At 33.7% G+C, this 13,393-nt stretch carries 12 protein-coding genes and 1 pseudogene; 5 read left to right on the top strand and 8 right to left on the bottom strand.

The window, feature by feature from the left end; genetic code table 11:
• Window positions 1-271 precede the first annotated feature (271 nt).
• Complete coding sequence (locus tag KI356_RS12035) at window positions 272-712, top strand: MarR family winged helix-turn-helix transcriptional regulator (protein WP_212935522.1); 441 nt, start codon at window positions 272-274, stop codon at window positions 710-712.
• A 33-nt stretch (window positions 713-745) separates the two neighbouring features.
• Entirely contained in the window at window positions 746-1,567 is an 822-nt protein-coding gene (locus KI356_RS12030; protein WP_212935521.1) for a class I SAM-dependent methyltransferase, read from the top strand.
• A gap of 420 nt (window positions 1,568-1,987) precedes the next feature.
• Here KI356_RS12030 and KI356_RS12025 read toward each other — a convergent pair whose 3' ends face one another.
• The 3 genes from KI356_RS12025 to KI356_RS12015 all read right to left on the bottom strand — a co-directional run bounded on the left by KI356_RS12025 (window position 1,988) and on the right by KI356_RS12015 (window position 4,007).
• Window positions 1,988-2,497, bottom strand: a complete 510-nt coding sequence (locus tag KI356_RS12025; protein WP_212935520.1) for a DUF6141 family protein — start codon at window positions 2,495-2,497, stop codon at window positions 1,988-1,990.
• Window positions 2,498-2,506: 9 nt separating this feature from the next.
• Entirely contained in the window at window positions 2,507-2,704 is a 198-nt protein-coding gene (locus KI356_RS12020) for a hypothetical protein (protein WP_212935519.1), read from the bottom strand.
• Window positions 2,705-3,125: 421 nt separating this feature from the next.
• Entirely contained in the window at window positions 3,126-4,007 is an 882-nt protein-coding gene (locus tag KI356_RS12015) for an alpha/beta fold hydrolase (RefSeq protein WP_128280663.1), read from the bottom strand.
• A gap of 282 nt (window positions 4,008-4,289) precedes the next feature.
• Between KI356_RS12015 and KI356_RS12010 the strand changes: the two genes are divergently transcribed.
• Window positions 4,290-4,895, top strand: coding sequence for a DUF2441 domain-containing protein (locus KI356_RS12010; protein WP_128279994.1), 606 nt, complete (start codon window positions 4,290-4,292; stop codon window positions 4,893-4,895).
• 115 nt (window positions 4,896-5,010) lie between these two features.
• Here KI356_RS12010 and KI356_RS12005 read toward each other — a convergent pair whose 3' ends face one another.
• The 3 genes from KI356_RS12005 to KI356_RS11995 all read right to left on the bottom strand — a co-directional run bounded on the left by KI356_RS12005 (window position 5,011) and on the right by KI356_RS11995 (window position 9,362).
• Window positions 5,011-5,877, bottom strand: a complete 867-nt coding sequence (locus KI356_RS12005) for an MBL fold metallo-hydrolase (protein ID WP_212935518.1) — start codon at window positions 5,875-5,877, stop codon at window positions 5,011-5,013.
• 391 nt (window positions 5,878-6,268) lie between these two features.
• A complete protein-coding gene (locus tag KI356_RS12000) occupies window positions 6,269-7,582 on the bottom strand; it encodes a hemolysin family protein (protein WP_212935517.1) in 1,314 nt (437 codons plus the stop codon).
• 343 nt (window positions 7,583-7,925) lie between these two features.
• Complete coding sequence (locus KI356_RS11995; protein WP_212935516.1) at window positions 7,926-9,362, bottom strand: YcdB/YcdC domain-containing protein; 1,437 nt, start codon at window positions 9,360-9,362, stop codon at window positions 7,926-7,928.
• A 295-nt stretch (window positions 9,363-9,657) separates the two neighbouring features.
• Between KI356_RS11995 and KI356_RS11990 the strand changes: the two genes are divergently transcribed.
• Window positions 9,658-10,395, top strand: coding sequence for a ZIP family metal transporter (locus KI356_RS11990; RefSeq protein ID WP_212935515.1), 738 nt, complete (start codon window positions 9,658-9,660; stop codon window positions 10,393-10,395).
• Between the two features lie 82 nt (window positions 10,396-10,477).
• Window positions 10,478-12,178, top strand: coding sequence for a pyruvate oxidase (locus tag KI356_RS11985; RefSeq protein WP_212935514.1), 1,701 nt, complete (start codon window positions 10,478-10,480; stop codon window positions 12,176-12,178).
• Between the two features lie 45 nt (window positions 12,179-12,223).
• Here KI356_RS11985 and KI356_RS11980 read toward each other — a convergent pair whose 3' ends face one another.
• Both KI356_RS11980 and KI356_RS28180 read right to left on the bottom strand, forming a co-directional pair.
• Window positions 12,224-13,228 carry an ABC transporter permease gene (locus tag KI356_RS11980; protein WP_128279988.1) on the bottom strand — a complete coding sequence of 335 codons (1,005 nt, stop codon included), beginning with the start codon at window positions 13,226-13,228 and terminating at the stop codon, window positions 12,224-12,226.
• A gap of 1 nt (window position 13,229) precedes the next feature.
• A pseudogene (locus KI356_RS28180) lies at window positions 13,230-13,393 on the bottom strand (ABC transporter permease subunit); the annotation flags it as partial.

Here is a 13,393-nt window from a genome sequence, read left to right as displayed (position 1 = left end):
TAATTATATAATAGATTTTATCATAAAATGATTTACAACATAATAACTGAAAAAGACATTGCATTCATTAGTTATGTATGTTTAGTAATATTTTATTTCCGGTCATATTCTTCTTTCCTAAAACCACTTCTAATACTCCTCTACTTTAGTTCACATAACTTAAAAAACAACAAATTAGTAAATTTTAATTTACTATATCTAATTAAAACATTTGATTTCCCGTTAAATTAGTAATAAAATAACGACTAAATCAATAAAGGAAGAGAAAACAATGGCCCATAACGAATTATTAAACGAATACATGAGTTTATTATTAAATATGTCAGGTACTTTCAAATTACTCTCGGAGAAATCCTCTGAATTTACACATTTAGAGCAACACGTAGTGGAGTATATAGCTCAGCAAAAGATGCCTGTAAATTTAAAAATGATTGCTAGTTACTTAAACATTCCTAAGCAACAATTAAGTGTAACAGTACGTAACTTAGAATTAAACGGATATATTGTAAAAAAACAAGATACGGTAGACAAAAGAGCTGTATTGATCTCTCTGACAGAAAAAGCTGAAAAAGTACACTATGAAAGATGGAAACAAATATATAATAACTTCACTCATAATCTTGAAAAACTAAGTGAAGAAGATCAACGAGATTTAACTTACGGACTATATAAAACAAATACAATGCTCTCAAAAATGTTAAATAACGACTAAATATATTGTTTATTATTAAACGGAGGATATTTCATGGTTAAAGAATTAGATTTACAATCAGTACAAGGTACGATGCTTATTCCCCTATGGGGACGAGCATATGGCAGTGAAAAAAATAAGGATATTTTAGATGATACGGAAGCTATTCGTATTATTAATGAATGCGACTTTGATTTCTCTAAAATAGCATATACATTTGGCGAATACGGATGTATCACTTACATTACCCGTGCACGAAAAATTGATGATACTATAAAACAATTTATTACAAAGAATCCGAATGCTACTATAGTAAATATCGGTTCAGGGCTGGATACTACTTTTTCAAGAATCGATAACGGTACAATACAGTGGTATAACCTTGACTTGCCCGATGCAATCTCTTTTCGCAAGACTTTAATTGAAGATACAACGAGAAATATAAGTATTGCTAAATCATTTTTTGATACTTCTTGGTTTGAAGATATAAAATATGATCCAAAAGATGGTATTCTCTTTATATCAGCAGGTGTGTTTTATTACTTTAAAGAGGAGGAACTAAAAGAGGTCATAGTTGCTTTGTCAAAACGTTTTCCTGGGGGAGAGTTATATTTTGATGCTGAGTCAAAATTCGCACTAAATCTTTCGAATGCTACAGTAAAAAAATCTGGTAATAACGGCGCAATGATGCATTTTTATGTAAACAATCCAAAATCAATAGAAAAATGGTCTTCTAACATAAAAGTATTAAGCTGCTCCCCTTTCTTTAAACATATACCTACAAATAAGGATTGGGATGGTAGTACGCGAATTATGATGCGGATTGTAAATTTAATAAAGATGTTGAAATTCGTTCATTTGCGGTTCGAAAAATAATAAACACAGAAGACCTCAATAAATTTATATTTAGATCATAAATGTTAAACTTAATAAAATCAAAGGCAGGAACATATTTGATATGTTCCTGCCTTTTTATTATGGGGTACCGATACATAGTCATCTAATTAAGATTTTGAAGTACTTCAAAAACAAAAATTTCATCTCACCACAGTTTTCTATGAGAATCCAGTGCATTTTTTTGTTTTGGAGAACGATGAGTTTCTTAATTTGCTGGCGATGGGGTATCGTTAGCATTTTGGAAAAAAAACACGCTAAGCAAAAAATATAATAAGCTGTCCATAAGGACAGCTTATTTACATAATTTTCGATATCGGAAGTAAATTTAAGTTGTTTTTAAAGTAGGTATACCTAGTACAAATTCCTGAATTACGCCCGTTTGTTGAAGATTAATTTTCATTATACTTTTTGTACTGAGTCCAATGCTTTTTTTAATTCGTCTGGTTTTTGAGTGCCTATTACCACAGTGTTATATTTCAACTTTAACTCTATACCTTTCTTTCCATTCATGTTATAGGCTTTTTCACCATTAAGGTTAAAACGAATTCCCCATCCCCCAAATCGTTTTAGTGGACTGTAAGTAATGCATTCATAGTGATGTATATTTTTGAAAAGGTACTGCTTATATTGAAAATGAAAAGGAACAAAACGAACATAAAGACCTTTTTCACGGACCTCAATGATCAGTTTCAATACTCCAAGCATTAATATAGGAAAGGCAATCCCGAAAAACAACCACAAAACAATTAATACACCATTGGGAGCTGGTTTATCTCCAAACGGGATATCAAGAATAATTTGTTGAATGAATCCATACCACATCAGTATGGCAATCCCTAATATGAGTATCCATACCCAAATTGGGGATCGCTGAACCTCACGAAAGATAACGTGTTCTTGTTGTTTCATTAATGATTGTCACCTCCTAAATGGTTTGTTTTTCTCACTAATTTTAAGCCGTTTTGCATTTATGAAAAATGCGCTTCCAATTGTGAATATAACGGAAGAGATATACATTGTTATCCCTGAGTATTTATTATCAAACATTGTAATATTAAGTAAATTAATAAACATCATCAATATAAGTGATATGTACAATCCATTAATATATTTCACTTATGCCCCTCCCTTGCTTTTTTCGGCAACTTCTATGTAGTAAGTAGTGGTTTCTAAAGGCATTATTAAGAATCTCCTTTTCCCCTATTTTACCATTTACAAGAAGTGATATGTTGTTTGATTTTGGTTGTATATTATATACATGCTTAGTTATCATAACGTCTCATTATCAGTAACAATCAAAAACGGTGAAACCGTACTCTCACAAAAACATCTTCTTTTTTTCTATGGATCTATGCATTTTTTTATACATTCCTATCCTGGCGCGGTTTTAGGGTTCTTGTTTGTTATTGGATTAGCCGAAAAACTGTATAAAATTTCGCATACTCTTAGCGTGGGGGCCAAAATGCTGGCGGTACCCCTTACAGTTCCTTAATAAAAGATTCAACTCTATTAACTTAGTTTGACCTTACTATCCGCCCTATCTTTCCAAAAACTCTATTATCGTTTCACATACTTTATCCGTCTCTTCGATATCTGGAAAATGTGCACTATTTTCAAATATAACAAGTTTACTATTTTTCATTTGTCTCTTTATTCTATTACTCATTACCACACCCGTATTATAGTCATGCGCCCCGACTATGACACACGTATCAGTTTCTAAATCTTTAATGCGCTCAATAAGCGGTAAAGCTGATTTTGTTTCAAAAATAACTTTACTCATCTTCCCTGTATTATTTAACTGACTTTCCTCCCAAAGACTTCGATTTAGCTTTGCAAATTCTTCATTTTTAAACAATAGTCGATCTATAGTTTTGGTATCAACTACACTCCAAACTTGATTATATTTTTCTTTTAAAGAAACTTCTGACTTACTTATTATTGAGATTTGTTCATTCATGTTTCCTTCTGTCACCTGTAAAAAACCTTCTATCTGCACATTATACATATCATCATATTCATCTAACGATGGCGCTTGTACTACCATTTTTTTAATATTCTCTGGATATTTCAAAGCATATTCTAAACAGAGTTGTCCACCAAATGAATAACCTAACAAATTTACCTTCTTTACATTTAATTGCTTTGTTAGTTTCTCTAAATCCTCCACTAGAGTATGTATTGAATAATCATCGTCATCTTGTGGTGCATCACTTCGCCCACATCCTCTTTGCTCATAATAAACAACTGTTATATATTCTTCTAACCTTACACCGAGTGTTCTTTCAAATACATAATGATTACCACCCGGTCCTCCATGTACAATTACGAGAGGAACTGTATTATGAGCGGTCCCTGCAACTTTACACCAATGCTGAATCCCATTAATCCCCAAAAAGTATACACCATCTTGCAACATATACAATCACTTATCCTCTCTCCTTATCACTCACTTACTACTACCTAAATGTATATATTCTAATCATTAACACTTTTTTCCTTTGAATTTTTTAGCCTCTAATCTCTTTATATCGATATTGGGACCCTCCCTCGTAAGTAAACGATTTTAAAACGTTTTCATATTTTTTCTTTACTTTCTACTCAAATTCTCACTTTTATTTATAGAGGTTTTATATATCACAATGTTGAATTATTTAATATAAATTTGCCATACATAATAATTACCACTAGGAGGATAACCATGAATAAGCCAGAATTTTACGTATATCACATCGTTACAAGGAAAAAAATGAATATTGGACAAATCATTCATTTTGACAAAAATCAAACCAATACCCTATATCACTTCTTTTTTGAAAGGGAACAAGTAAATTCTAATGGTGAAGACTCCATGCAGATCTTAAAAAATCATTATATAAATGAGAAATTACATATAAATAATGAAAATGCTAAAATAGTTATGAATTATATAGATCAAACAATTAGAGCGGTTAGAGAAACGATTGTAGAAATGGTTAGACTGCAAGAATTTCCTGAATATCCTTCAAGGTTGTCTTGCTTATATGCTTCGAAAAGCTATGAAGATACTTTGAAATGGAAAGCGCTATTTGATTCTTACCATCGAGAAGTTTTGCAGATTGTTAAACTTCGTGTAATTGGTAGTTCTTTTGAAGGTGACGGAAATCTTTTACCGAAAGAAGATGGTATTCCTTTCGCTCAAAAAATTGAACAAGCTAGAGAGTATTGGAAAGGAAATGTTAGAAATGAACTTCCTGAGCTATTAATTAACGGGAAAATTGAAGTGGTGGAAATTATTGATGATTTTTCAACTGCCAATAATCTGTAAATATATGAATCATGACAAAACATAAAAAAGAGTATTGAAGTTACCTTCAATACTCTTTTCGTACATTTAAATTATATTTGAACAGCATAAGCTTCAATTTAATTTGAGTTAAGTTTTACAGATTAACCATTTCATAACCATTTACAAAATATGTTATTGTTTCTAGCTCATCTTCATTTAATTCTCTACCCAATTCTTGTTTATACGTTGCCTTTATCTTCTCTTCATCGCCTTTATGAATTTCCGTATAAGTTCCTACTGCTTTTAACAAACGTATCTCTTGTAAAAACTCATCCCGATTTATAGCTGTCCCATGAGAAAGAATATATGTCTCAGCATCAAATTCCTCTAATTCTTGTATCAGTTTAAACGTTCTTTTCGTCGTATAGTTCCACTTCGAAGAAAAAATATCTGCATATATACAGTCTCCTAAAAACAATATCTTTTCTTCTTTTATATACATAACAACAGAGTCATGTGAATGATCTCCGCCCACATGCTTTAACACGCATTTCACTTCACCAAGGTCTAATTCAATTTGATTCTGGAACGTTAAGGTCGGAGGAATAATTGTAATATTTCTCGCTTTTTCTTCAAACTCTTTTTTGATGCAATCCGCACAAAATTCAATTTCAGTACCCTCTTTTACACGTGTGTCCAAAGCTTCATCTGTCCATTCATAAGAAACAAGTTTATTCATCTCTTTTTTCGTTTCAGAATGTGCAATAGTTAATGCATTTTGTAGTACAGGCAATCCAAAAATATGATCCCAGTGCCAATGCGTTAATGCTACGAAATTAGGATTTGATACATTCTGTTCTTTTAGCATTTCTAAAAACAGTTGTGCATGTGCTTCTGAATTCCCTGCATCTATCATCAAAGTCTTTTCTTTTCCAACTACCATCCCTAAAATAGGTCTATCTGTTTCAGAAACAGGTGTCATATACCAAAATGAGTTTCCTATTTTTTTAATTTGCTGCATAACTAATTCCTCCATTTTATGACTGTGTAAAAATTTCCAGACGAGAAATTCCTTTATTTTGTATTTTGATTACTATTAAATAACAATGTCAGAAATGAAATCATTCTACATTTTTTATTATCTAGTGAAATACAAATACTAATTTTGACATGGGAATCCTTTCTCAACATTTGTTATTTTTAATCTATTTTACGCTACGAATTTACATTTAAATTATATTACAATTTGTATAAATGAGATACATTTTACAATATCGAAGGGGTGTTGAACCTTGAATGCAAAGGAAACAATCATTCCCTATTTCGGTAATGTGTTAACAGGTAAAGTGTTGATCAATCAATGAATTTAATGAGGAGGGCTACCATGTTATCAGCTGAATAAAAAGCAGCAACTATACAGTTGCTGCTTCCAACATTTCTTTTTGTATTTCAACACGTTTGATTTGGTGAGGGTCTTTAGAAAGAATTTTAAATGCATATCCTTCGCTATTTATTGTTTGCCCTTCCTCTATATCATAATTCTGCATCAGAATCCAACCACCAATCGTGTCAACATCACTATCATTCATATGTAATCCTAGTAAATCATTTAATTCGCTAATTAATACCTTACCTTCTACGACAACATGACCTTCATTCATTTGCTGGATGGGCGGACGCTCATCTTCATCGTATTCATCACGGATTTCTCCTACAATCTCTTCCAGAATATCCTCAATGGTTACAATACCAGCCGTACCGCCGTATTCATCATATAACACAGCTAATGGAATACGTTTCTTTTGCATTTGTAGTAAAAGATCATGTATTGGTATAGTTTCAATTACTCCGATTACTGGACGCGTATACGATTGAATTGAACTAAATTCTTTTGTTTCTTTATTCATATAACGAATAAAGAAGTCTTTCACATTCACCATACCAATGATTTCATCTTTATCTTCCCCAAATACTGGGTAACGTGTATACTTTTCATCACGAATTATTTTTAAATGATCTGCTAAAGAATTATCTACATGTAGCCCTATAATTTCTGTACGAGGGACCATGATTTCTTTCGCAATACGATTATCAAATTCAAAAATATTATTTACATATTTGTATTCAGCTTGATTAATTTCTCCACGTTCATAACTTTCAGAAAGAATCAATCGTAATTCTTCTTCTGTATGTGCTACATCATGCTCTGATGCAGGTTTTAAGCCGAACATTCCTGTTATCATCCTTGCAGAGCCATTTAACAAGCGAATAAACGGATACATGATTTTGTAGAACCCGATAAGCGGAGCCGAAAGTAATAAAGTAACTTTCTCAGCCTTTTGAATCGCGAATGTTTTTGGTGCTAATTCACCAACTACAACATGCAAGTACGTCATAATAGTAAAAGCAATCCCTAAAGATAATATACCTGCAATGGAAGGATTGATGTTCCACTTATCAAATAAAGGGTGTAAAAGTCTCTCAATCGTTGGTTCACCTAGTGCCCCAAGTCCCATTGCTGTAACTGTAATCCCTAATTGACAAGCTGACAAATATTCATCCAAGTTTGATGTCACTTTCTTAGCTGCCAGCGCACCCTTCTTTCCTTCTAATACAAATTGATCAATCTTTGATCCTCTTACTTTTACAATAGCAAACTCAATTGCCACGAAAAATGCAGTACATGCGATTAAAACCGCTACCATGATTAAATTAAATATGTCCAACTAATTCCCTTAGCTTCCTTGAAACTAAAGGATTCACCTCCTGATATATTTTCTCTTTCCATACCTACAATTTCATACACTTTAACATGTAATTGAATATAATCTACATTCTCAAAATGATGAGAGGTACTTTGAGAAAATCGAGGTCATTTAGCCACCTATCCGAGTCAACATCTGAGTCCAATACATTTCCACCGCCTTGATTAAATTATCTATATGTTAGCATGAGAAATAAATCCCAGTCAACGTTTACATTTGAAATACCCTAAAAAAGAAAACATAGTTGTAGTTTGGTTAGTTAATTTTACCCCTTTGAACCTGTCCAATTCGACGTCATCACATGTTATTTATCTATATTGGAAATAACTGCTCCAGTCATGGCATCAATGTACTGGATGGAGGTCCTGGAATGACGATCACACGCTTGATAAACAAGGACATAGGATTCTGTTTCACTATCATAATTTTTGTTCCAAGCTAATTCAAAATCCAAATGATTGATAAATATTTCACTTGCTTCTTTTTTTGAAATAACCGGTTCAACAGGGATATGGCTCAATTGTTCCATATCAAAACGCGGTCCACTATAATGATCAACCTGTCCTGTTTGACGATTAACAACAACCATAACTAATTCAAGTTGAATTGGTATACCATGGCCGTTATGCATATGGAATGTATATGATTCTTTCATTGAAGAATCATCCTCTTCTTCCTCGTTTTCTCGAACAACCAGTTGTAAATACCGATAATAATCTGGAACAATCATTTGTAAAAACGCAATGGCTTTTTGATAACATGCCTCACGACTTAGTCTAAGATCGCCACTTCGTTCATTAAACCACATAAAGCTTCTGATTTTACCAGTTTTCTTGGAAATGAAGGCTTTAACTGTATCTTCTGACTGTCTTTTGAAAAAGCCATTTATAGATAAATCCCCTTCCTTCATCTCCCAGTCCCGATTACGCCACACGATGCCCGTTTCTTCTCCCATATCTACTTCACGAATGACTTCCATCCTCTCGGTAATACCAATGATATCTTCAATAGATAAATCTCTTCGTACGGTCGTACTCGAAGGAGGAGTAAGCAAGACATATGTTTGCGGAGCGTCTTCTTCATGTATAATCGTTAACGTTGGTTTCAAAACGTCAGCTTTATATTTCATAAAAAATTGCTCAGGTTCGTACACAAGACGGAGTCCATCTACTGCTACATCATGAGTAGCAGTAGACAACTTTGCAATTGTCAGTTTAAAATTAAGTCTATTTTGTACGTGTTCAACTAGTTTTTCTTTTGAAATCAACATTTTTGGAATATCATGAATCCTTTTTACACCTTTATATGTAAAGTTAACAATATTCCCCACGAGGTCTATATCAATATAACAGCCAGCATGTTCTAACGGTAGGTCCATAACGATTTGTTCATAGTAAAAACGGTCTGCACAAGTAATTTTTTTTGTTTTATAGTATGTTAAATCTTTTAATGCTTCAGGATAATTGCTAAGTAAGAATTTTTCGGCACATTCTCTTTTTTCCTCTATATTTAAAGGAATCACATCTGAATTTTTATCGTTATTATCAATTGATAAACCCGTCAAATTACCAGATAAATCTAGGTTAATAGTAATACCCTCATCTTGTTCTTCGTTTGTCCATGAAAAAATAGCCTCTCCTTCTCCATCCTCTCGCTCAACATACTCCTCTATGAGAGGGTGAAAATGACTAGGAATTTGGACCATCGATATTGCACGTTTCTTTAATTCTTCTCTTAGCAAGCAAGCCACCTCTGTATTTTTGATATTTCTTTCTCTTTCTCAACTATTTTAATGTTACATTACTTAAAAGAATTGATATATTTTCCTGCTTCTTTGAATAACGTCAGTATAATAACTACTTCGAAACCTTTTCAAGAAATCCCTGCATATTCCATTATTACATCCATTTAAATTCAATATATAAATTATAAAGAATCGGTATATTTTTCTCCATAATCAAACACTATTATTTGGACTAATCTGCCTCGCCTGTTAGTAAGCTAAAAACAAGGGGATAGAATCGGAGTGTGATAATATGGAACGTTTATGGATTCCAATAATCGTTACGTTTTTTTCGTTCGGTGGATTACTATTAGGAGGTGCTGTTGGAGTAGCAACACGCCAACTAATTGAAGAAAAGATGCATCGCTTATACGCATTCTGTGGTGGGATTTTGCTTGGGCTTTTATCACTTGAAATTATTCCTGAGACATTTTCAAGCTATGAAATAATAGGTCCTATACTTGGGATAGCTATCGGCATTTTAGTTATGAGTTTATTAGATAACTATTGCCATCAACCGATTATACATAAGAAAGATCAACAAGCATGGCAAACCTTCCTTTTTCTCTCTTTCGCTATCTTTATTCATAATATGCCAAGTGGCTTTGCTTTAGGCACAGCTTTTATAAATCATACTGACTCTGCCATTCCCTTTTTAATGGCAATCGTCGTTCACCATATTCCGGAGGGATTAGCTTTAATTATCCCTTTTCTCTTTACAAAACATAAATATATTTCATTTCTATTTACAACTTTATTACTTTCCCTTATTCTCGGTACCGGTACGGTCTTTGGCATTTTGATGGAAGGAAAAGCTCTTCATTTACAAGGTCTCATTATGGGAAGTGCTATTGGTTCACTTGGCTATGTCACAGTTCACGAAATGCTTTGGAAAGCAAAGAAACAGCTTTCTTTCCTTACATTTCTACCGTGGGCAACTAGCGGTTTTTTACTAATAACAGTATTCACTCTATTCTCTGGACACCACTAAAATAAATTCGCTTTATTATTTGTATATTTTCCCCCTTTCTCCAAAACATAATAGTATCTACCTATTATAAGGAGGAACAATTATGTTTGGGAAAACAGCCGGTGAAGCATTAGTTGATCTATTAATTGACTGGGGAGTAGAACACATATACGGTATGCCTGGAGATTCCATCAATTCTATAATTGAAGCTTTAAGAAAAAAACAAGATAAAATTAAATTCATTCAAGTTCGCCATGAAGAAGCTGGTGCATTAGCAGCGGCTGCCTATGCAAAATTAACAGGAAAACTTGGTGTTTGTATGGCAATCGCAGGACCTGGCGCTATTCATTTATTAAATGGTTTATATGATGCGAAACTTGATAAAGCCCCTGTACTAGCAATTTCAGGACAAGTGGAATCTGATTTACTCGGAACAGATTTTTTCCAAGAAGTAAACTTAGAAAGACTGTTTGATGATGTCGCGGTTTATAACCAGCGCATCATGTCAGCAGAACAACTACCTGCTGTAGTGAATCAAGCGATTCGAATGGCATATACGAAAAAAGGGGTATCCGTTCTTACTATTCCAGATGATGTTCCGAAATTCGAAGTGAAAAATGGTGCTCGTGTTACAAACACTTCTTTTACATTGCCTGAGTTATTTCCGCAAGAAGAAGATTTACATGCAGCGAAACTCGCAATAAATGAAGCAAAAAAACCTGTTATTTTAGCTGGGAAAGGAGCAAAGCATGCAAGAGAATCTTTACTTGCATTCGCAGAACATATCGGTGCTCCAATCGTACTTACATTACCCGCTAAAGGAATCATCCCTGATGAACACCCTCTTTGTATCGGTGGATTAGGATTAATTGGAACGAAACCATCTTATGAGGCAATGAAGCATGCGGATACTTTAATTATGGTTGGTACTTCTTATCCGTTCACTGGTTTCTTACCTGAGAAAGCAAAAACACTTCATATTGATACAGATCCTGCTCAAATCGGGAAACGTTATGCGACCGACATCGGCTTAGCTGGTGATGCTGATAAAACATTAAAATGGTTAATTGGAAATGTAGAAAAACATGAAGACCATTCCTTCTTAGAACACCACCAAGAAATGATGAAAAAGTGGGAAGAAAAATTACACAATCAAGAAGAAGACTCTTCGACTCCAATTAAACCACAGCGAGTTATGCATGCACTGCAGAAAGTAGCAGAAGATGACGCAATTCTTTCAGTCGATGTTGGAAATGTAACAGTGTGGACAGCAAGGCACTTCCGTATGACAAACCAGCAATTTATCATTTCTAGCTGGCTTGCAACACTTGGCTGCGGTTTACCTGGGGCACTTGCTGGACAAATTGCTTTCCCAGATAAACAAGTGTTTGCAGTTTGTGGTGACGGCGGATTCGGAATGACAATGAATGACTTCGTAACAGCTGTTAAATATAAACTACCAATCGTTGTAGTCGTATTAAATAATAATAAAATCGCCATGATTAAATTCGAACAAGAGGTTATGGGTAATATCGAATTCGGTACAGACTTAACAAATCCTGATTTCGCAAAATACGCAGAAGCTTGTGGTGGTATTGGATATCGCGTCGAACAGTTAGATGAATTACTCCCTGCTTTTGAAAACGCAGTAAAACAAAATAAACCATGTATTATTGATGTAGTTGTAGATGTAAATGAAGCACCAATGCCAGCAAAAATCACATTTGGTCAAGCAGCTGGTTATACGAAACATATGATAAAAGAATTATTTGAAGAAGGTAAGATTGATTTACCTCCACTTTAAACGAAAAAAGATAGCTGAAAACAATTTGTCTTCAGCTATCTTTTTTTATTTTTGTACCTCTTTATAGAAAGAAAAATCATTCATAGTAGGTTGTATTTGTTTCTCCGCTTTCACTTCTTCCGTCTTCCGATTCGCTTTTCTAACATTTCCTAGTTTTATCGCATCTTGCATACTATTACTAATTAAATTTCCTGACAAGATTGTCATACTATAGAAAGCGATTGGTATAAGTACAATCCATGTATGTGTAGTTAAGTGACGGAAATTTTGACCAATTAGACCAGTCCATTCTTTTGTTACACTATCTGCGTCTATACCACCAAAGATTATTGTTCCACCAAAAAACAATTGCAACAAACCAAGGTGTAAGAGAAGTAATAAAGTGCTTACAAATTGCTGAGCTACTAACAAAAGAAATGATGATAACATATGCGGCCATACATGGCGTTTCAGTCTCTGCCACTTATTTCCTCCAAGCACTGTTGCCGCCAACATAAATTCTTCTTTCTTAATACGTTTGACTTCTTGTGCTACATACAACATAACTGTTGGTACTGCAAGACATGTAAGAACTAAAATTTGAAACGCAACTCGCAAATGAAACGGAGCAGCTACCTCCCCACTGTCGAACATTAAAACTGTCTTTAATATAAAATAGGAAATCATAATCATCGGTACGATACTAAACGGATCAAAAAAAGATGAGATAACTGGAAATGAGCGTTTACTGTACATACCAAGTAATAAACCAATAGCTCCCCCAATCACTACACGTAAAACTGCGATAACTATACTCGCTCCTACGGTCCATTTCGCTCCCTCTATTATTAATTGAAAAAGATCGCGGCCTTTCACATCACTTCCAAACCAAAATTTACTCGATGGTGAAAACGGAGCAACCTTTAATTCTCCTTTTTCGTTATACATCATCGTTAGTTCACGAATATTCCCATCGAAAAACAATGTATTCCCAATACTAACAATCATAAGGACACTTAAAAAAGTTACACCAAACCAAAATCTTATATCTCTTTTTACAACTTGCCACATATTACGCATCCTCCTGTATTACATTTTGTAAGAACGTATGTAATAAGCGAAATATGATAAAGATCGGTACGTATAATATAATTAAACTTACTGTGAAAATTTCTATATTCGGATGTTCTTTTACGAATACAAACATTCCATATGTGTTAAAAATCCATTCAATAA

Source organism: Bacillus hominis, from assembly GCF_018332515.1.
Taxonomy (GTDB): Bacteria; Bacillota; Bacilli; order Bacillales; family Bacillaceae_G; genus Bacillus_A; species Bacillus_A hominis.
The sequence above is the reverse complement of the archived record's forward strand: the minus strand, read 5'-3'. Positions and strand labels throughout refer to the sequence as shown.